Here is a 20,035-nt window from a genome sequence, read left to right on the forward strand (position 1 = left end):
CTCAGTCGCGGCGGTGCAGCTGCCGCGCCGCCTCGGCCACCGAGCCGGACAGCGACGGGTAGACGGTGAAGGCGCGGGCCATCTGGTCGACGGTGAGGGCGGCCTCGACGGCGAGCGAGATGGGGTGGATCAGTTCGCTGGCCCGCGGCGCCACCACGACCCCGCCGACGATGATGCCGGTGCCGGGCCGGCAGAACAGCTTCACGAAACCGTCGCGGATGCCCAGCATCTTCGCCCGCGCGTTGGTGGCCAGCGGCAGCTTGACGGCCACGGCGTCGATGTCGCCGGCGTCGACCGCGGCCTGGGACCAGCCGACGGTGGCGATCTCGGGGTCGGTGAAGACGTTCGCGGCGACGGTCTTGAGGTTCAGCGGCGACACGGCGTCGCCGAGGGCGTGCCACATCGCCGTGCGGCCCTGCATGGCCGCCACCGACGCGAGCATGTTGACGCCGGTGACGTCACCGGCCGCGTACACGCCGCGGGCGGACGTGCGGGAGACGCGGTCGACCTTGACGAAGCCGCGGTCGTCGAGCGCGACGCCGCACTCGGACAGCCCGAGCCCTTCGACGTTCGGCACCGACCCGACCGCCATGAGGCAGTGCGAGCCGCGCACCGTCCGCCCGTCGGTCAGGCTGACGACCACCCCGTCGCCGTCGCGCCGCACCGACGCCGCCCGCGACCGCGACAGCACGTTCAGGCCGCGCCGCGCGAACACCTCTTCCAGGACGTACGCGGCGTCGGCGTCCTCGCCGGGGAGGACGCGGTCGCGCGACGACACCAGCGTGACCTCGGCGCCGAGCGCGTTGTAGGCGCTGGCGAACTCCGCGCCGGTGACGCCGGAGCCGACCACGATCAGGTGCTCGGGCAGCTCGTCGAGGTCGTAGACCTGCTCCCAGGTGAGGATGCGCTCGCCGTCGGGCTCGGCCTCGGGCAGGATGCGCGGCCGCGCGCCGGTGGCCAGCAGCGCGACGTCGGCGACGAACTCGTGGGCGTCGTCGTCGACGACGACGCGGTCGCCGGGCGCCAGCCGTCCGCTGCCGCGCAGGATGCGCACCCCGGCCTTCTCGACCGTCGCCGCGGTGTCGGCCGACTGCGCCTTGGCCAGTTCGAGCACCCGCTTGTTGACCCGCCGCAGGTCGACGCCGACGGAGTCGTGGCCCAGCTCGACGCCCAGTTCCGCGGACTCCGCCGCGTCGCTGACCACCTCGGCGGTCGCGATGAGGGTCTTGCTGGGCACGCAGTCGGTGAGGACGGCGGAGCCGCCCAGGCCGTCGCGGTCGACCAGCGTGACGTCCGCTCCGAGCTGCACCGCCACCAGCGCCGCCTCGTAGCCGCCGGGTCCGCCGCCGAGAATCGCCACACGTGTCACCCGGCCATTGTCCCGTACGCCGGTACGCCCTGTCGTCCGCCCGGTGCTGGGGCGCGGCGCGCCGACATGGCACGCTTGCCCCGTGCCGACCACACCCGACCCCGAGCAACCCGCGGGCGCACCCGCGCCGGCGAACTGGCGCCTGATCGGCCGGGTCGCCGCCATCGCCGTCGTGGTGACCGGAATCGACCAGCTGACGAAATGGTGGGCCGAGTCCGAGCTGACCGGCCGCGAGCCGATCCAGCTGATCGGCGACCTGCTGCAACTGCGGCTGCTCTACAACTCCGGCGCCGCGTTCTCGATCGCGACCGGGCTGACGTGGCTGCTCACGCTGATCGTGATCGTGGTGATCGTGGTCGTCATCCGGGCGTCGGCGAAGCTGGGCTCCGGCGGCTGGGCGGTCGCGTTCGGGCTGCTGCTCGGCGGCGCGTTCGGCAACCTCATCGACCGGCTGTTCCGCGACCCGGGCTTCCTGGAGGGCCACGTCGTCGACTTCATCGACTACGGCGGGCTGTTCGTCGGGAACATCGCCGACATCGCGATCACCGCCGCCGCCATCCTGATCGCGCTGCTCACCTGGCGTGGCGTCAAGCTGGAGGGCGCCCGCGGTACAGTCGGCCGGTGACCGAGCCGCTGGACGATCCCCAGGCCGTCGCGCGGGCCGCGGCCGAGCACATCGCCGCCGCCACCGGGGTCGAGCGGCACGACATCGCGCTGGTCCTGGGGTCCGGCTGGGGCGGCGCGGCCGACCTCCTCGGTGAGACCGTGGCGACCATCCCCAGCACCGACGTCCCGGGGTTCGCGCCGCCGGCCGTCGTGGGGCACGTGGGCACGCTGCGCTCCGTCCGCATCGACGGCACCGGCAAGCACGCGCTGGTCCTCGGCGCCCGCACCCACCTCTACGAGGGCCGCGGCGTGCGCGCCGTCGTGCACGGGGTGCGGACGGCGGCCGCGGCGGGCGTGCGGACGCTGGTGCTGACGAACGGCTGCGGCGGGCTGCGCGAGGAGTGGCCGGCCGGCACGCCGGTGCTGATCAGCGACCACCTCAACCTGACGGCGACCTCACCCATCGAGGGGGCGAACTTCGTCGACCTCACCGACCTCTACGCGGCCCGGCTGCGCGCCGTCGCCCGCGAGGTCGACCCGGACCTCCCCGACGGCGTCTACGTCCAGTTCCGCGGCCCGCACTACGAGACCCCGGCCGAGGTCCGCATGGCGCAGCGCCTCGGCGGCGACCTCGTCGGCATGTCGACGGCGCTGGAGGCCATCGCCGCGCGCGAGGCCGGCCTCGAGGTGCTCGGCATCTCGCTGGTGACCAACCCCGCCGCCGGCATCAGCGCGACACCGCTGAGCCACGCCGAGGTCATCGAGGCAGGTCAGGCCGCCGGCCCGCGCATCAGCGCGCTGCTCGCGGCGGTCGTCGCCAAGCTCTGACGACCAGCCTCTGACAGCCCTCGTCAGCGCTCTGTCAGCGGCCGGTCAGCCGCTCCTCCGAGCCTTGTTCTCGAGCACTACCGTGCCCGTGAACCTCGGGAGGACCGCATGAGCACACTGGACACCCAAACCATGGCCATCGAGGCGCACGGCCTGGTCAAGACGTTCGGTGAGAACCGCGCCGTCGACGGCGTCGACCTCGCCGTCCGCGCCGGCACCGTGTACGGGGTCCTCGGGCCGAACGGCGCCGGGAAGACCACCACCGTCCGCATGCTCACCACCCTGCTGCGCCCCGACGGCGGCAGCGCGCGGGTGCTGGGCCGCGACGTCGTCGACGACGCCGACGAAGTGCGCAAGTTCATCGGCCTGACCGGCCAGTATGCGTCGGTCGACGAGGACCTCACCGGCACCGAGAACCTGGTGCTGCAGTCGCGGCTGGTCGGCCTGAGCCGGGCCCAGTCGAAGCGGCGGGCGGCCGAACTGCTGGAGAGCTTCGACCTCACCGACGCCGCGAGCCGCCCGGTCAAGCACTTCTCCGGCGGCATGCGCCGGCGCATCGACCTCGCGGCCAGCATCGTCGTCACGCCGGACGTGCTGTTCCTGGACGAGCCGACCACCGGCCTGGACCCGCGCAGCCGCGGGCAGGTCTGGGACATCATCCGCGACCTCGTCGCCGGCGGCACCACCGTGCTGCTCACCACGCAGTACCTCGACGAGGCCGACCAGCTGGCCGACCGGATCGCCGTCATCGACCGCGGCACCGTCATCGCCGAGGGCACCAGCGCCGACCTCAAGGCGTCCGTGGGCCGCAGCTCGCTGCACCTGCGGCTGGCCGACGAGACGCAGCGCGACCTCGCCGAGCGGCTGGTCGCGCAGACGCTGGACACCACGCCGCGCAGCACGCCGGAGGCCGGCGTCATCACCGCGCCGGTCGCCGACCCGGACCTCGTCGCCGACCTGATGATCCGGCTGCGCGCCGAGGGCGTCCGCATCGACGAGATCGGGGTGCAGCGCCCCAGCCTGGACGAGGTCTTCCTCACCCTGACCGGCCACGCCGCGGAGGACGACGACACCGAGAGGACCGCCGCATGACGACCACCACCACCGAGACCCGCGCCGCCGAGCGCTCGGCCAGCCGCGTCGCCGCCCGGGTGGACCGGCCGCAGCCGCCGAGCGCGCTGTCGGCCAGCCTGACGCTGGGCTGGCGCAGCGTGCTGAAGATCCGGCGCATCCCGGAGCAGCTGTTCGACGTGACGTTCCAGCCGGTGATCTTCATCCTGATGTTCGTCTACCTGTTCGGCGGCGCGGTCTCCGGCAGCACCCAGGAGTACCTGCAGTTCGTGCTGCCCGGCATCCTCGTGCAGACCGTCGTGATGGCGTCGCTGTACACCGGCATCTCGCTGAACACCGACATCGGCAAGGGCATCTTCGACCGGTTCCGGTCGCTGCCGATCTGGCGGCCGGCGGCGCTGGTCGGCGCGCTGCTGGCCGACAGCATCCGCTACGTCGTGGCGGCCGCGGTCTGCCTCGCGGTCGGCATGGCGATGGGCTTCCGGCCGGACGGCAGCGTGTTCGACGTGGTCGCCGCCGTCCTGCTGGTGCTGGTGTTCGCGTTCTCGCTGAGCTGGATCTTCGCCTTCCTCGGACTGGTCATGCGCTCGGCCGGCGCGGTGCAGGGCGTCAGCATGCTGGCGATGTTCCCGCTGACGTTCGCCAGCAACGTGTTCGTCGACCCGTCGACGATGCCCGGCTGGCTGCGCGCGTGGGTCGACGTCAACCCGGTGTCGCACCTGGTGACGGCGGTCCGCGGGCTGATGGCGGGTGGTCCGGACGCCGGTGACATCGGCTGGTCGCTGATCGGCTGCGCCGTGCTGATCGCGGTGTTCGCACCGCTCACCGTCCGGGCCTACCGCCGCAAGTCCTGACCCTCACGGGCGGAGCAGCGTCCCGATCTCCCGCGCGACGGCGATGCCGGGGAGGTCGCGGACGCGCTCGCGTTCGGCCGCCAGCAGCTGCTCGTCGGGCTCGGGAAGCTCGACGAACGCCGGGTGGCGGACGTCGCCCAGCAGCTCGACGGCGCCGATGCGACGGCCGAGGGCGATCAGCCGGGCCGCGCGGTCGCCGTCGCCGCGGACGAGGGCCAGCCGACCGTAGGCGACCGCGACCACGCCGATGACCGGCCGGTCGCCGTCGGCCACCGCCAGCCGGTACGCGTCGGCGAGCAGGTCGTCGATGTCGTCGCGGCCGACCCGCAGCCGGGCGAGCGCCGCGCCGGCCAGCGCCATGACCCGCAGCTGCGGCGGCCCGCCGATCTCCTCCGACCGCGCCGCCGCGACCGCGACGTCGTAGTGCGCCAGCATGGACACGGCGTCGCCTAGCCGGGCCGCCGCCTCGGCCAGCCCGGCCTCGGCCATGGTGGCGACCTCGGGGTCGTTCGGGTAGCGCTCCTGCAGCGCGGTCAGCTCGGCGACGCCGCGCGCGACCTCGCCGCTGCGCACCAGCACGATCGCGCGCAGCAGCTGCACCTGGCGGCCGTCCTCGCGGATGCCGAGGATGTCGAAGCTGCGCACCGCCTCATCCAGCAGCTCGATGGCCGAGGCGCCGTCGCCGTCGGCGGCCTCCGTCAGCCCGAGGGTCATCGAGGTCATCGCCACGCCCCACCGGTCGCCGAGCGCGGCGAAGCCGGTCCGCGCCTCCTGCGCGAGCCGGCGCGACTCGCCCCGTTCGCCCTCGTTGTCGGCCAGGATGCTGAAGAACAGCGCCGCCATCGACCGCGCCCACGGGTCCCCGGACGCCTCGACGGTCGCGTAGGCCCGCTCCAGCGCGGCCGGCCGGCCGTTCATCGCGGCGAGCACCAGCTCACCGAAGGCCCGGGCCAGCGGGGTCAGCCCGGTATCGTCGCGGACCAGGCGGCGCAGCCGCCGGATGAATTGCACGCCCATGCGGGTCGGCCCGGCGACCAGCGAGTTCGGGATCATGATGGCGTACAGGACGGCGGCGGTGCTGGGGTCGGCCGGCCCGTCCATCGCGATCAGCTGCTCGCCCCAGGCGGCCACCTCGAAGTGCAGCCCGAGCGCGGCCCAGTACCAGCACATCGTCACCGCGACGGTGTACGCCGACCGGGTGTCGCCGGCGTCGATGGCGGCGCGCAGCCCGGCGACCAGGTTGTCGTGCTCGGCGGCCAGCACGCCGAACCACGTCACCTGGGTGTGGCCGCGCAGGTTCGGCTCGGCCCGGGCGGCGAGATCGGCGGCCCAGTCGACCAGCCGGGCCGTCGTCGCGGCGCGTTCGCCGGCCGCGTCCAGCTCGGCGTCGGCGAACTCGCGGACGGTCTCCAGCAGCCGGAACCACACCGTGCCGCCGGACTCGTCGACGACCAGCAGCGACTGGTCGGCCAGCCCGGTGAGGGCGGCCTCGACGGCGCCCGCGTCGATCGCGCCGAACCCGCAGACGGCCGTGGCCGTCACGGCGTCGGCGCCGACGGGCAGCACGGCCAGCCGGCGCAGCACCGCCTGCTCCACCGGGTCCAGCAGCTCCCAGCTCCACCGGACGACGGCGAGCAGCGTGCGGTGTCGCTCCGGCGCCGACCGCGGGCCACCGACCAGCAGTCCGAACCGGTCGTCGAGCCGGGCTGCCAGCTGCTCCACCGACATCGTCCGCACCTTGGCCGCGGCCAGCTCGATCGCCAGCGGCAGGCCGTCGAGGTGCCGGCAGATCTCGGTGACGACCTCGGGGTCCAGCCGGGCGGCCGGGCGGGCCGCGCGAGCGCGCTCGTGGAACAGCCGCACCGCCGGGTAGTCGAGCGGGCCGGCGCCGTCGGGTGGCAGCGCCAGCGTGGGCAGCGGGTGCACGACCTCGCCGTCGACGGCCAGCGGTGTGCGGCTGGTGGCCAGCACGCGGACCTGCGCCGACGCCGTCACGATCTCGTGCACGACCTGCGCGACGGCGTCGACCAGATGCTCGCAGTTGTCGACGACGATCAGCGCGTCGCTGTCGGCCAGCAGGTCGCGCAGCCGTTCGATCGGCGTCCGCGACACCGGGTACCCGCCGCGGTCGACCAGGCTGACCTCGCGCAGGCCGAGCGCGCCCAGCACGGCGGGCAGCACGTCAGCGTCGTCGCGCAGGCCGGCCAGCTCGACGAGGTGCACGGTGCGGCCGGTGCGGTCCTGCCGGCGCAACCCCAGCTCGGTGGCGAACCGGGTCTTGCCGACGCCGCCCGGGCCCAGCAGCGTGACCAGCCGGGCGTCGTCGAGGAGCGCCTCGACCTGGGCCAGCTCGTCGTCGCGGCCGAGCAGCGGGGTCGCGGAGCGGCGCAGCCGGGGCCGGCCGGACCCGCCCGCCGCCGGGGCATCGGGAGCGTCGGGCGGGTGGGGCGCGGCCGTCGCGATCGGCGGCACGGGGCCGAGCCGCAGCGCCGCGCGGTCGTGCGTCAGCACCGCCAGATGGACGTCGCGCAACTGCACGCCGGGGTCGGCGCCGAACGCCTCGGCCAGCCGCTCGCGGACGTCCTGGAACGCGGCCAGCGCCTCGGCCGATCGCCCGGTCGCGACCAGCGCGCGCATCAGCTGGCCGAGCAGCGCCTCGTCCAGCGGGTGATCGTCGACCAGCCCGGCCAGTTCGGCCGGGAGGTCGGCATGGACGCCGCGGCGCAGGTCGGCCTCGATGCGGGTGCGGCGCAGATCCAGCCACAGCGTGGCCAGCCGGACCGCCTCGACCGGCGCGAACGGCGCGTCGCCGACGTCGGCCAGCGGCTCGCCCCGCCACAGTCCCAGCGCCTGACCGGACTCGGCGGCAGCGGCCGCTGGATCGCCGTCGCGCAGTGCCGCCGCCGCGCCGGCCAGCAGCGCGTCGGCCACGGCGGCGTCGACGTCGTCGCGGCCGACCGCGAGCCGGTACCCGCCGGCCGCCGCCTCGACCGCCACCGGGTGCCCGTTCAGCGCCTTGCGCAGCCGCGACGCCGTCGCCTGCACGGCATTGGCCGGGTTTCCCGGCCGCCCGGTCCACAGGTCGTCGACGATCGTCTCCACCCCGACGACCCGGCCCGGCGCCAGCGCCAGCCGCGCGAGCAGCGCGCGTACACCCGCGCCGGGGATCTCACCGGCCGCGCCGACCCGCACCGGGCCGAGGATGGAGACCTGCATGCTCCTAGGATCTCCTGAACATGGACCGGCGCATCGTCCCGCCCCGTGAGAAGGGGAGCCCCGCCCCGCGAGAAGGGAAAATTGTGCGATGACCGACGTGCTCGAGCAGGCCCGTGCCTGGCTGGCCGACGACCCCGACCCGGCCACCCGGGCGGAGCTGCAAGCGGTGCTCGACGCCGCCGCGACCGGCGACGATGCCGCGACCGCGGATCTCGCCGACCGGTTCGCCGGCATCCTGCAGTTCGGTACGGCCGGGCTGCGCGGCGCCATCGGCGCGGGCCCGAATCGGATGAACCGCGCCGTCGTCATCCGCGCCGCCGCGGGGCTGGCCGCGTTCCTGCTCGCGGCCCGCACCCCGGTGAACGGCACCCGGCACCGCGTCGTCATCGGCTACGACGCCCGGTACCGCTCCTTCGACTTCGCCACCGACACCGCCGCCGTGCTGACCGCGGCCGGCATCGAGGCGCTGGTGCTGCCGCGGCTGCTGCCGACGCCGGTGCTGGCGTTCTCGGTGCGGCGGCTGTCCGCCGACGCCGGGGTCATGGTGACGGCCAGCCACAACCCGCCGCAGGACAACGGCTACAAGGTGTACCTCGGCGGTCCCGACGGCGGTTCGCAGCTGGTCGCACCGGCCGACGCCGAGATCGCCGCACACATCGACGCCGTCCGGTCCGTCGCGTCGGTGCCGCGGGCCGCGGACGGCTGGGCGGAGATCGGCGAGGACGTCGTGACGGCGTACCTGGCCTCCGCCGCCGGGGTGGCCGCCGACGACGGGCCGCGCGACCTGCGCATCGTGCACACGTCGCTGCACGGCGTCGGCGGTGTCACCGCCGGCGAGGCGCTGATCCGGGCCGGCTTCACCGACCTGCACACCGTCGCCGAGCAGGCCGAGCCGGACCCCGACTTCCCCACCGTCGCGTTCCCCAACCCGGAGGAGCCGGGCGCCATCGACCTCGCGCTCGCCCTGGCGCGGCGCGTCGAGGCGGACATCGTCATCGCGAACGACCCGGACGCCGACCGGTGCGCCGTCGCGCTGCCGTCGGCGGACGGGTGGCGGATGCTGCACGGCGACGAGGTCGGCGCGCTGCTCGGCTCGCACCTCGCGGAGCGCGGGCGCACCGGCGTGCTGGCCAACTCGATCGTGTCGTCGCGGCTGCTCGGGCGCATCGCCGCGGCGCACGGGCTGCCGCACGCCGAGACGCTGACCGGGTTCAAGTGGATCTCGCGGGTGCCCGGCCTGACCTACGGCTACGAGGAGGCGCTCGGCTACTGCGTCGACCCCGAGTCGGTGCGCGACAAGGACGGCATCTCGACGGCGGTGCTGGTGGCCGAGCTGGCCGCTTCGACGGCGGCGGCGCGGCGCACCTTGTGGGACGTGCTCGACGACCTCGCGGTGGCGCACGGCCTGCACGCCACCGACCAGCTCTCCGTCCGCGTCGAGGACCTGTCGCTGATCGCCGCCGCGATGGCCCGGCTGCGCTCGGCGCCGCCGTCCTCGCTGGGCGGCTCGGCGGTGGTGACCGCGGACGACCTGCTGACCGACGGCGGGCTGCCGCCGACCGACGGCCTGCGCTACCTGACCGCGGACGCCACCCGCGTCGTCGTCCGGCCGAGCGGCACCGAACCGAAGCTCAAGTGCTACCTCGAGGTCGTGGTCCCGGTCGATGGCAGCGACGTGGCGGCCGCGCGGGTGGCTGCCCGGGACCGGCTGGCCGCCGTCCGCGCCGACGTCGGTGCGGCTCTCGGGCTGCCGTCATGAGCACCGACGAGCCCGACCCCCGCCTGCTGCGGGTCTCGCACGCCGACCGCGACCGGATGGTCGAGATCCTGCGCGACGCGGCGGCCGACGGGCGGCTGGACACGTCCGAACTGGAGGAACGGGTCGAGCGGGCGCTCAACGCGCGCACCTTCGCCGACCTGGAGCCGCTGACGGAGGACCTGCCGGTGGCGGCACCCGCCCCGCCGGCCGTGCCCGACGCGTTGGCGTCGGCGTCGGCGTCGGCCGAGGTTGCGGGCGCGGCGGACGAGGTGGTGCGGTGGCAGGCGGCCGGTCAGCGGTTCCGCCGCGAGGGCGCCTGGACGGTGCCGCGGGTCATCGAGCTCGGCGTGATCGGCGGCTCGGCCCGGCTGGACTACACGGTGGCGCGGCTGCCGGAGGGCGGGCGGAGCGCGCTGCGCATCTCGACGTCGGGCACCCGGCTGCGGCTGACGGTGCCACCGGACGTCGCGGTGGACCTGAGCGGGGTCTCGGCGACCGGCAGCCGGGTCCGCGACCACGCCTCCCGGCAGGCCGTTCCGGGCGCGGTGACTCACGTGATCACCGTGACCGGCACCATGTTCGGCGGCAGCCTCCGCGTCGACCCGTCGGGCCGCTCCTAGCCCGGCTGGCCCCAGCCTCCGCAGGGCCTCGCCCACGCCGGCTGCGTGGCTGCGTCGGCTGCGTCCGCTGCTTCGGGCTGCTGCTTCGGCTGCTTCGGCTGCTTCGGCTGCTTCGGGCTGCTTCGGCTGCTTCGGCTGCTTCGGCTGCTTCGGGCTGCTTCGGCTGCTTCGGCTGCTTCGGCTGCTTCGGCTGCTTCGGCTGCTTCGGCTGCTTCGGCTGCTTCGGCGAGTGTGTCGGCGCCCGCCCGTAGGGTGGGCCCCACCCGGGCCGGGCGGGGTCTGCCGTAGCACGCGACGACGTGCACACCGATGAGCATGGCGCTATTTGTGTCGCCAGAGCAGCACAAACAGCGCCATGATCATGGCTCTCATCCAGGGCGGCCCCTCAGGCGGTGCGGGTGCGCCGCAGCACGTGTAGCCGCGTCGACCACCTCAGCCACCCCAGCCGCGTCGGCGAGTCTGTCGGTGCCCGCCCCTAGGGTGGGCCCCACCCGGGCCGGGCGGGGTCTACGTACCACCCGGCGCACGCGGCACCCGGTGCACGCGGCGATCCGTGCTCGCGGCAAACCCGTTGCGACGCCGGCGAGCGGGCTTCGAGAATGGCCGGCGTGGACGAGATCGAGATCGTTGTCGCGCATCAGGAGCGGGCGACGCTACGCGTGGGTGACGTGTTCTTGAAGATCGACGCCGAGCGGGGGCGCACCGACGTCGAGGTCGAGGCGATGGCCCTGGCGCCCATCCCGACGCCGCGGATGCTGTGGCACCAACCGCCCGTACTGGCGCTCGCCGCCCTGCCGGGGACGGAGCTCGGCCGCCTCGGCGAGCCGTCGCCCGCGTCGCCGGCGGCGTGGGCCGCGACCGGCGCCGCCGCCCGGAAGCTGCACGACGCGCCGCTGCCGCCGTGGCCCGGCCGGACCCCCGAGAAGGCCGCGGCGAACCTCGACGCCGAGTGCGAGTGGCTGGTCACGACCGGCGGCCTCCCCGCCGACCTGGTCAAGCGCAACCGCCAGGTCGCCGAGGCCGCGCTCCGGCCGTGGACGCCGGTGTTCGCGCACGGCGACTTCCAGATCACCCACGTGTTCGTCGACGGCGACGAGGTCACCGGCGTGCTGGACTGGTCCGAGGCGGGCCGCGGCGACCCCCTGTGCGATCTCGCCAGCCTGACGCTCGGCCACGAGGAACACCTCGGCGACGTCGTCGAGGGCTACGGCAAGGACGTCGACCTCGACGTCGTCCGCGCGTGGTGGTCGATGCGCAGCCTGCTGAACATCCGCTGGCTGATCCAGCACGGCTTCGACCCGGCGGTGCCCGGCGGCGAGATCGACGTGCTGCGCGCACGGATGTGAATTGGCCGTCCTCGACTCCCACCGACGTCTTCGATGGCGGGAGTCGTCTTCGAGGGGCCGTTCGGACGGTTCTCGCTATCGAAGACGGCGGCGGGCATCGAGGTGTGCCCAGACTGCCCCCGTCCCACTGATAGGTGCCGCGGGGCCGCGGGTCAAGCGGACACCCAACGCGCGAAGCGCCCCATGGGTCCGCTTGAAGCGCACGATCCCCACCCCACCGTGTGGAGCCGCTGCGCCGGGTGGGGCGGATCACTGTTGCCCTGGCAACAGCGACGCCACCCAGCAACACAGCGATCCCACCCAGCGGCGCGCCAGGCGGCGCACAATCGCCGCGGCCCAACGATGCGGGGATCGATGTGAGATCGCTGCGCCGGGCCGTGCCACCCAACGTGGCCGGTCAGACCCTTGCGTCTGCACCTACGCAGCGGGACCAGCCACCCGACGCTCGCTCGAACTCGGTTCGAGTGTCGGAGTTTCGGAGACCAAGCGAGGCTAGGCCGGGCCGGTCGTCGTACGGACGACGAGTTCGGCCGGCAATACCTCGTGCCGCGGCGGCAGCGCGGGGTCGTCGATGCGCTCGTTCAGCAGCGCGACGGAGCGGGCGGCCATCGCGGCCTGCGGCTGGCGCACCGTCGTCAGCCCTAGGGTGGGCCAGGACGCCTGGCGGACGTCGTCGAAGCCGGCGACGGACAGCTGCGACGGCACCGCGACGCCCAGGGCGGCGGCCGCATTGAGGGCGGCGAACGCGACCTGGTCGTTCAGCCCGACGATCGCCGTCGGAGGCCGCGACCCGGTCAGCAGCGCCGTCGCGACCGAAAAGGCGCGGGAGTAGTCGAACCCGGTGTCGACGACGGACGGCGCCGGCAGGCCGAGCGCAGCCAGCCGGGTCCGGATCCCGGCCAGCCGCCGCGCCGACGTGCTCGCGCCGGGCAGCCCGGCCAGCACCGCGAGCCGCCGGTGCCCCAGCCCGGCCAGGTGGTCGACGACGGCGGCGGCGCCGGCCGGGTGGTCGCCCTCGACGGTGTCGCAGGCGGCGTCGAGGACCCGGTTCGCCAGCACCACCGGGAACCGGCGCGCCACCAGGTCCGCCACCGCCGTGGACCCCTCGACCGCGGCGGTGAACACGATCCCGTCGACGCGTTGCTGCAGCAGCAGCTCGACCGACTCCCCGGCGTTCTGCAGCACCATGTGCTGGCGCCGGGCGCCGAGGCAGGCGGCGATCTCTTCCAGGAACTCCGGGTAGAACGGGTTGGTGAGGTCCGAGACGACGACGCCGATCAGCCCCGTCCGGCTGGTCACCATCGACCGGGCGGCCGCGTTGGGGGTGTAGCCGAGCTCGCGGCTGATCGCCAGGATGCGGTCGCGGGTGGCCGCCGCGACGCGCCCGCCGTTGAGCGCCCGCGACACCGTCGCCTGCGACGTGCCCGCCGCCCGCGCGATGTCGACGCTGGTCGGCGGGCGTCCGCGGTCGGCCGGTCTCGCCATACCGGTCAGTCTCGCACGCCCCCGAAGGCGTGGTCGGTCCACTCCAGCGACGCGCCGGTGTGCGCCGCCGCGCGGATGTCGCCGGAGCGGGCGTGCCCCTCGAACAGCTCGACCCGCGACGCGCGGCCGCAGACCTCGCCGAGCAGCGCGCTGGACGCCGGATCGGTGATCTCCTGGTACGTGACGGTCTTGAGGTACTTCCCGACCCACAGCCCGCCGGTGTAGCGGGCCGCGCCGCGCGTCGGCAGCACGTGGTTGGTGCCGATCACCTTGTCGCCGTACGACACCGTCGTCAGCGACCCGAGGAACAGGCTGCCGTAGTTGCGCAGCCGGCCCAGCGCCGCCCGCGGGTCCGCCGTCAGCACCTCCACGTGCTCGAACGCCCGCTCGTCGACGAGCGCGTACGCCTCGTCCAGCGAGGAGGCGACGTGCACCTCGCCGTGGTCGCGCCAGGCCGGCTCGGCCATGTCCTTCGTCGGCATGCCGGGCAGGATCTCCTCCACGTGCGCCATCGCCGCGCGGGCCAGCGCCTCGCTCGTCGTGATGAGGACGGCGGGCGAGTCGGGCCCGTGCTCGGCCTGCGACAGCAGGTCGACGGCGACGGCGAACGGGTCGGCGGTCTCGTCGGCCAGCACCAGGATCTCCGTCGGCCCGGCGAACAGGTCCAGCCCGACCCGGCCGTAGAGCTGCTTCTTCGCCTCGGCGACGTAGGCGTTGCCCGGCCCGGCGATGAGGTCGACGCGCGGAACGGTCTCGGTGCCCAGCGCCAGCGTGCCGACGGCCTGGACGCCGCCGAGCAGGTAGATCTCGTCGGCGCCGGCCAGCGACATCGCCGCGATCGTCGCGGCCGGGATCTCGCCGCGGATCGGCGGCGTGCAGGCCGCCACCCGCGGCACGCCGGCCACCTTCGCCGTCACGATCGTCATGTGCGCCGACGCGGTCAGCGGGTAGCGCCCGCCCGGGATGTAGGCGCCGACGGACGCGATCGGCAGGTGCTTCTGCCCGAGGCGCACCCCCGGCAGCGTCTCGACCTCGAACTCGTGCAGCGACGCCAGCTGGCGTTCGGCGAACCCGCGCACCTGCGCCTGCGCGAACCGGATGTCCTCGAGCGCCTGCTCGGGCACCGTCGCGACGATCCGCTCGATCTCGTCCTCGGTCAGCCGGAACGACGGCGGCGACCAGGAGTCCAGCTGCTCGGAGTACGTGCGGACGGCGGCGTCGCCACCGGCCTCGATCTCGGCCAGCATGCTAGCGACGGTCGCCGTGACGGCGGCGGCTTCGGCCCTGCGATCCACGGCGGCGGAGCGGTCCTTGAGCGTCTTCATGATGTATACGTATACACCCGCCCGCCGCACGGAGTCGATCCGAGCGCCTAGACTCCGAGGTGTGACCATGCTCGACGACGCGCGGCTGTCCGACATCGCCTCCTCCGAGGCGTCGTTGCGCCGCTTCCTGCACGGCCTGCCGGGGGTCGACCAAACCGGCGCCGAGGCCCGGGCGGCCACGCTGGCCACGCGGTCCATCAAGACCACGGCCAAGCAGTACGCCATCGACCTCGCCATCTCGATGATCGACCTCACCACGCTGGAGGGCCAGGACACTCCGGGCAAGGTGCGGGCGCTGTGCGCCAAGGCGCTGCGCCCCGACCCGTCCGACCGCACGGTCCCGCAGGTCGCGGCCATCTGCGTCTACCCCGACCTCGTCGCCACGGCGAAAGAGGCCCTGGCCGGCTCGGACGTGAAGGTGGCCAGCGTCGCCACCGGGTTCCCGTCCGGACGCACCAGCCTGGCGGTCAAAGAGGCCGACACCCGCGACGCGGTCGCGGCCGGCGCCGACGAGGTCGACATGGTCATCGACCGCGGCGCGTTCCTGGCCGGCCACTACGGCGCGGTGTTCGACGAGATCGTCGCGGTCAAGCAGGCCGCCGGCGACGCCCACCTCAAGGTCATCCTCGAGACCGGCGAGCTGGCCACCTACGACAACGTTCGCCGCGCGTCCTGGCTGGCCATGCTGGCCGGCGGCGACTTCATCAAGACCAGCACCGGCAAGGTCGCGCCGGCCGCCACGCTGCCCGTCACGCTGGTCATGCTCGAGGCGGTCCGCGACTTCCGCGAGGCCACCGGCCGCCAGGTCGGCGTCAAGCCGGCCGGCGGCATCCGCACCAGCAAGGACGCCATCAAGTACCTGGTGCTGGTCAACGAGACCGCGGGCGACGACTGGCTCGACCCCGACTGGTTCCGGCTGGGCGCGTCGAGCCTGCTCAACGACCTGCTCATGCAACGGCAGAAGCTCACCACCGGCCGCTACGCGGGCCCCGACTACTTCACCCTCGACTGACCTCCACTCACCCGGCCGTCCGGAAGAACGTACTGGCCGGGTCGGTGCCGTGCGACTGGGAGAAGAACGCCGCGAAGTCCGTCCCGATGTTCGACAGGCCCTCGTAATCGCCGGTGAAGAACCCGAGCGCGAACGGCGCCAGCCGCATGTCGAACGGCGTGTTCGTGAGGCGCACCTCGTCGGCCCAGTTCGCCGCGTCGGCGCAGCTCGTCGGCGTCATCGGGTGGCAGTGCGCCAGCCAGTAGTCGGTGGGCAGCGTTGTGGTCGACGGCGTGTTGTTGCGGAAGTCGTAGTACGTCACGCCGATCGTCCCGTCGTCCGCCACGTGCACCGACGCCGTGAACGCCTGCTGGTTGCCGGGCGGAACGGTGCCAGGCGTCAGGTTCACCTTGATCGGCTCGGACCAGGTGAGCCCGCCGTCGAGCGACTGTGAGAAGGCGACGCTGTCGAACTGACCGCCGCTGAAGCGCGCGTCCTGCCAGACGGCGTACAGCGCACCGCTGTCACGGTCGACCGCGACCTCGGGGATGATATCGCCGGTCCGGATGGGGTCGCCGGTGTCCGGGTCGGTGACCTCGATGGTGCCCAGCCGGCTCACGAAGATCCGCTCGGACCAGGTGACGCCTTGGTCGTCGGAGATCATGACGGCCACGTTGCTGCCGCGGTGGCCGCCGCTGTTGTCGTTGCGGATCTCGTTGAAGATGTCCACCAACGTGCCGTCGGGCAGGACCACGATCTGGTTGCCGATGGTCTGGTCGCGCATGCCCGGGTCGTAGATCTCCTTCGGCGCCTCCCACGTCACTCCGCCGTCGGTGCTGCGGGCGAACCATGCCGGTCCGGTGAACGCCTGGGTGACGAAGCCGGCGATCACGTTGGCGCGCTCGCTGCCCGGGAAGACCAGCCGGTCCCAGACGGCGTACACGAGATCCGGGTCGGTGGGATCGGCAGTGATCGTCTGCTTGTCGTTGAAGACGTTGGCGTCCAGGTCGCGGATCACCTCGACCGGGTCGCTCCAGGTCAGGCCTCCGTCGTCGGACCAGCTGGCCAGCAGCGCGTGGTCGAAGTCACGCGGCTCGAACGGAGGCGCGACGTCGTTGAAGGACAGCGCCAGCTGGTGCAGCCGTCCGTCGGGGCCGAACGACACCCACGGGTCGGTCGCGCGGTCGTACGTCCCGCCGGAGCACAGCGTGATGCCTGGGATCGTCACCTCCGCCCAGGTGCTGCCGCCGTCCTGACTGACCCCGGCCACCAGGCCGCGGGCACCGCCGTTGGACCAGCGGTCGGCCTGCCAGATCCCGGCTACGTTGGCCGGGTCGGCCGGATTCACGTCGATCCAGGGCTCCACCTCGCTGTTGAGGTACACCGTCCCCGACTGGCCGCCGACGGCGTCGGCGGTGCAGTCCAGGAACGGACTCGTCCCCGACACCTGGACCAGCGGCCCGGTGACCAGCGGCCCGGCGATCGCCGGGATCGCGCCGGCCACGATGAGTCCGGCACCCGCGATGAACGTGACAGCTCGCCGACTGGGCATGGAACTCGCCCCCCGAGGTCGATTCACACGGCTCTCGACGCTGGCACCGCGGCCGGGCCCGCGCAAGCACCGGTACGGACATCACGATCGCGCCCGGCAGGCCATGGCTCTCCATCCGGCTCGCGGTGTTGACGGTGTCGCCCCACAGGTCGTAGATGAACTTGCGCCGGCCGATGACGCCGGCCACCACGGGTCCGGTGTCCATGCCGATCCGGAACCGCAGGCCGTCCGGGCCGGGCCCACGACGCTCGCACTCGCGCAGCATCGCCAGCGCCATCTCCGCGACGGCCTCGCAATCGTCACGCGGAACCGGTACGCCGCAGGCCACCATGTCAGCGTCGCCGATCGTCTTGATCTTCTCCAGTCCGTGCTCGTCGGCCAGCCGGTCGAAGGCGGTGAAGACGCCGTCGAGGAGTCGCACCACCTCTTCCGGCGGCAGTGCCGCCGACAGCGGCGTGAAGCAGACGGCGCCCGACGCGGCGAACCGCCGAGCGACCACTGCAGGGCGAACGGCAGCCAGCTGGACGGTACGGAACGGGACGAAGCGCCGGGTTCCGCGAACCACGCCAGCGAACCGGCCGACACCACGAGGTACACCAGCGGGATCAGCGCCGCCACCGGCAGCCCTGGCAGGCGTCCCGAGCGTCTACGCTGGGAAACGTGACGGACATCTACGTGACGCTGGACTGATCGCCATGACGAAGTTCGAGTACGCGCCCGCGCCGGAGTCGCGGGCCATCGTCGACATCAAGAGCTCGTACGGGCTGTTCGTCAACGGCGAGTTCGCCGAGCCCGTCGACGGCTCGACGTTCAAGTCGGTCAACCCGGCCACCGAGGAGGTGCTGGCCGAGATCGCGTCGGCCGGCGCCGAAGACGTCGACCGCGCCGTCCAGGCGGCCCGCCGCGCCTACGAGCGCACCTGGTCGAAGCTCTCCGGGCGCGACCGCGGCAAGTACCTGTTCCGCATCGCCCGCATCATCCAGGAACGCGCCCGCGAGCTCGCCGTCCTCGAGTCCATCGACAACGGCAAGCCCATCCGCGAGTCGCGCGACGTCGACATCCCGCTGGTCGCGGCGCACTTCTTCTACTACGCCGGTTGGGCCGACAAGCTGGCGTGGGCCGGCGCCGGGCCCGGCCCGAAGCCGTACGGCGTCGCCGCCCAGGTCATCCCGTGGAACTTCCCGCTGCTCATGCTGTCGTGGAAGATCGCGCCCGCGCTGGCCGCCGGCAACACCGTCGTGCTCAAGCCGGCCGAGACCACGCCGCTGACGGCGCTGCTGTTCGCCGAGATCTGCCAGCAGGCCGACCTCCCGCCGGGTGTCGTCAACATCCTCACCGGCGCCGGCGACACCGGCCGCGCGCTGGTCGAGCACCCGGGCGTCGACAAGGTCGCGTTCACCGGGTCCACCGAGGTCGGCAAGCAGATCGCCCGCAGCGTCGCCGGCACCGCCAAGAAGGCGACGCTCGAGCTGGGCGGCAAGGCCGCGAACATCGTGTTCGACGACGCGCCCGTCGACCAGGCCGTCGAAGGGATCGTCAACGGCATCTTCTTCAACCAGGGGCACGTGTGCTGCGCGGGCTCGCGGCTGCTGGTGCAGGAGTCGGTGTACGACGACGTCCTGGGCCGGCTGAAGCGGCGGCTCGGCACGCTGCGCGTCGGCGACCCGCTCGACAAGAACACCGACATCGGCGCCATCAACTCCGCCGAGCAACTGGCCCGCATCCGCGAGCTGTCCGAGGTCGGCGAGGCCGAAGGGGCCGAGCGCTGGTCGCCTGAGTGCGAGCTGCCCGAGCGCGGCTTCTGGTTCCCGCCGACGCTGTTCACCGGCGTCACCCAGGCGCACCGCATCGCCCGCGAGGAGATCTTCGGCCCGGTCCTGTCGGTGCTGACGTTCCGCACCCCGGCCGAGGCGGTCGAGAAGGCCAACAACACGCCGTTCGGCCTGTCCGCTGGCGTGTGGACGGACAAGGGCTCGCGCATCCTGTGGATGGCGCAGCAGCTGCGGGCCGGCGTCGTCTGGGCCAACACGTTCAACCGGTTCGACCCGACGTCGCCGTTCGGCGGCTACAAGGAGTCGGGCTACGGCCGCGAGGGCGGCCGGCACGGCCTGCTGGCCTACCTGAAGACGGAGGGATGACGTGGCCGAGCGCCTCGCGGTGAAGAAGACCTACAAGCTGTACGTCGGCGGCAAGTTCCCGCGCTCGGAGTCCGGCCGGTCCTACGAGGTCACCGACGCCAAGGGCCGGTTCCTCGCCAACGCGGCCTGGGCCTCGCGCAAGGACGCCCGCGACGCCGTCGTCGCCGCCCGCAAGGCGGTCGGCGGGTGGTCCGGGGCGACGGCGTACAACCGCGGCCAGGTGCTGTACCGCGTCGCCGAGGTCATGGAGGGCCGGCACGCCCAGTTCGTCGACGAGGTGGCGGCCGGCGAGGGCGTGGCCCGCGCGAAGGCCGTGTCGCTCGTCGACGAGGCCATCGACCGCTGGGTCTGGTACGCCGGGTGGGCCGACAAGATCGCCCAGGTGGTCGGGTCGAGCAACCCGGTCGCCGGGCCGTACTTCGACTTCTCCGTGCCCGAGCCGACCGGCGTGGTCGCCGTGCTGGCGCCGCAGCGCTCGTCGCTGCTGGGGCTGGTCTCGGTGCTGGCGCCGGTCATCGTCGGCGGCAACACGGCGGTGCTGACGGCGTCGGCGGAGCGGCCGCTGCCCGCCATCACGCTGTCCGAGGTGCTGGCGACGTCCGACGTGCCCGGCGGTGTGGTCAACATCCTGACGGGGACGCTCGCCGACACCGCGCCGATCCTGGCCGCGCACATGGACGTCAACGCCGTCGACCTCGCCGGCGCCGCGGGCGATGCCGAGCGGGCGAGCGCCCTGGAGCTGGCCGCGGCCGACAACCTCAAGCGGGTGGTGCGCGCGCCGGAGGCCGAGCCCGACTGGATCGCCGAGCCCGGCCTCGAGCGCATCACCGCCTACCTGGAGACGAAGACCGTCTGGCACCCGGTCGGCGTCTGAC

Annotated in this window: 15 protein-coding genes and 1 pseudogene; 10 read left to right on the forward strand and 6 right to left on the reverse strand. The window is 73.5% G+C overall.

What is annotated here, in order from left to right; all coding sequences use genetic code 11:
- Window position 1: 1 nt before the first annotated feature.
- Window positions 2–1,369, reverse strand: coding sequence for an NAD(P)H-quinone dehydrogenase (locus ACW62_RS25830; RefSeq protein ID WP_053206994.1), 1,368 nt, complete (start codon window positions 1,367–1,369; stop codon window positions 2–4).
- Window positions 1,370–1,451: 82 nt separating this feature from the next.
- Here ACW62_RS25830 and lspA point away from each other — a divergent pair, with 82 nt between their 5' ends.
- The 4 genes from lspA to ACW62_RS25850 all read left to right on the forward strand — a co-directional run bounded on the left by lspA (window position 1,452) and on the right by ACW62_RS25850 (window position 4,728).
- On the forward strand, window positions 1,452–1,994 hold the full coding sequence (gene lspA, locus ACW62_RS25835) for a signal peptidase II (RefSeq protein ID WP_083460175.1): 543 nt from the start codon (window positions 1,452–1,454) through the stop codon (window positions 1,992–1,994).
- Entirely contained in the window at window positions 1,991–2,803 is an 813-nt protein-coding gene (locus ACW62_RS25840; RefSeq protein WP_053206995.1) for a purine-nucleoside phosphorylase, read from the forward strand. The genes lspA and ACW62_RS25840 overlap by 4 nt, the downstream gene beginning before the upstream one ends.
- A gap of 108 nt (window positions 2,804–2,911) precedes the next feature.
- On the forward strand, window positions 2,912–3,895 hold the full coding sequence (locus ACW62_RS25845) for an ATP-binding cassette domain-containing protein (protein WP_053206996.1): 984 nt from the start codon (window positions 2,912–2,914) through the stop codon (window positions 3,893–3,895).
- A complete protein-coding gene (locus ACW62_RS25850; RefSeq protein ID WP_053206997.1) occupies window positions 3,892–4,728 on the forward strand; it encodes an ABC transporter permease in 837 nt (278 codons plus the stop codon). Before ACW62_RS25845 ends, ACW62_RS25850 begins: the two co-directional genes overlap by 4 nt.
- A gap of 3 nt (window positions 4,729–4,731) precedes the next feature.
- Here ACW62_RS25850 and ACW62_RS25855 read toward each other — a convergent pair whose 3' ends face one another.
- Window positions 4,732–7,944, reverse strand: coding sequence for an AfsR/SARP family transcriptional regulator (locus ACW62_RS25855; RefSeq protein WP_053206998.1), 3,213 nt, complete (start codon window positions 7,942–7,944; stop codon window positions 4,732–4,734).
- 88 nt (window positions 7,945–8,032) lie between these two features.
- Here ACW62_RS25855 and ACW62_RS25860 point away from each other — a divergent pair, with 88 nt between their 5' ends.
- The 3 genes from ACW62_RS25860 (at window position 8,033) to ACW62_RS25870 (ending at window position 11,669) form a co-directional block, all read left to right on the forward strand.
- Complete coding sequence (locus tag ACW62_RS25860; RefSeq protein ID WP_053206999.1) at window positions 8,033–9,703, forward strand: phospho-sugar mutase; 1,671 nt, start codon at window positions 8,033–8,035, stop codon at window positions 9,701–9,703.
- On the forward strand, window positions 9,700–10,323 hold the full coding sequence (locus ACW62_RS25865; protein WP_053207000.1) for a DUF1707 SHOCT-like domain-containing protein: 624 nt from the start codon (window positions 9,700–9,702) through the stop codon (window positions 10,321–10,323). The genes ACW62_RS25860 and ACW62_RS25865 overlap by 4 nt, the downstream gene beginning before the upstream one ends.
- A gap of 608 nt (window positions 10,324–10,931) precedes the next feature.
- Window positions 10,932–11,669 (forward strand): phosphotransferase family protein, encoded by a 738-nt coding sequence (locus tag ACW62_RS25870; RefSeq protein ID WP_053207049.1) that lies wholly within the window; start codon window positions 10,932–10,934, stop codon window positions 11,667–11,669.
- A gap of 492 nt (window positions 11,670–12,161) precedes the next feature.
- On the opposite strand, the gene ACW62_RS25875 is transcribed toward ACW62_RS25870, so the two are convergent.
- Together ACW62_RS25875 and hisD are read right to left on the reverse strand one after the other, a co-directional pair.
- Window positions 12,162–13,154: a LacI family DNA-binding transcriptional regulator gene (locus tag ACW62_RS25875; RefSeq protein WP_053207001.1), complete on the reverse strand. Its 993-nt coding sequence runs from the start codon at window positions 13,152–13,154 to the stop codon at window positions 12,162–12,164.
- Between the two features lie 5 nt (window positions 13,155–13,159).
- On the reverse strand, window positions 13,160–14,479 hold the full coding sequence (gene hisD, locus ACW62_RS25880) for a histidinol dehydrogenase (protein WP_083460176.1): 1,320 nt from the start codon (window positions 14,477–14,479) through the stop codon (window positions 13,160–13,162).
- Window positions 14,480–14,546: 67 nt separating this feature from the next.
- Between hisD and deoC the strand changes: the two genes are divergently transcribed.
- Complete coding sequence (gene deoC, locus ACW62_RS25885) at window positions 14,547–15,491, forward strand: deoxyribose-phosphate aldolase (protein ID WP_053207051.1); 945 nt, start codon at window positions 14,547–14,549, stop codon at window positions 15,489–15,491.
- A gap of 7 nt (window positions 15,492–15,498) precedes the next feature.
- On the opposite strand, the gene ACW62_RS25890 is transcribed toward deoC, so the two are convergent.
- Together ACW62_RS25890 and ACW62_RS36615 are read right to left on the reverse strand one after the other, a co-directional pair.
- Complete coding sequence (locus tag ACW62_RS25890; RefSeq protein WP_053207002.1) at window positions 15,499–17,022, reverse strand: sialidase family protein; 1,524 nt, start codon at window positions 17,020–17,022, stop codon at window positions 15,499–15,501.
- A 118-nt stretch (window positions 17,023–17,140) separates the two neighbouring features.
- Window positions 17,141–17,587 (reverse strand): annotated as a pseudogene (locus ACW62_RS36615) (adenylate/guanylate cyclase domain-containing protein); the annotation flags it as partial.
- Between the two features lie 130 nt (window positions 17,588–17,717).
- On the opposite strand from ACW62_RS36615, the gene ACW62_RS25895 reads away from it, so the two are divergent.
- Entirely contained in the window at window positions 17,718–19,160 is a 1,443-nt protein-coding gene (locus ACW62_RS25895; protein WP_053207003.1) for an aldehyde dehydrogenase family protein, read from the forward strand.
- Window position 19,161: 1 nt separating this feature from the next.
- Window positions 19,162–20,034: an aldehyde dehydrogenase family protein gene (locus tag ACW62_RS25900; RefSeq protein ID WP_053207004.1), complete on the forward strand. Its 873-nt coding sequence runs from the start codon at window positions 19,162–19,164 to the stop codon at window positions 20,032–20,034.
- Window position 20,035: the final 1 nt, after the last annotated feature.

This window comes from Jiangella muralis (assembly GCF_001270745.1).
Taxonomy (GTDB): Bacteria; Actinomycetota; Actinomycetes; order Jiangellales; family Jiangellaceae; genus Jiangella; species Jiangella muralis.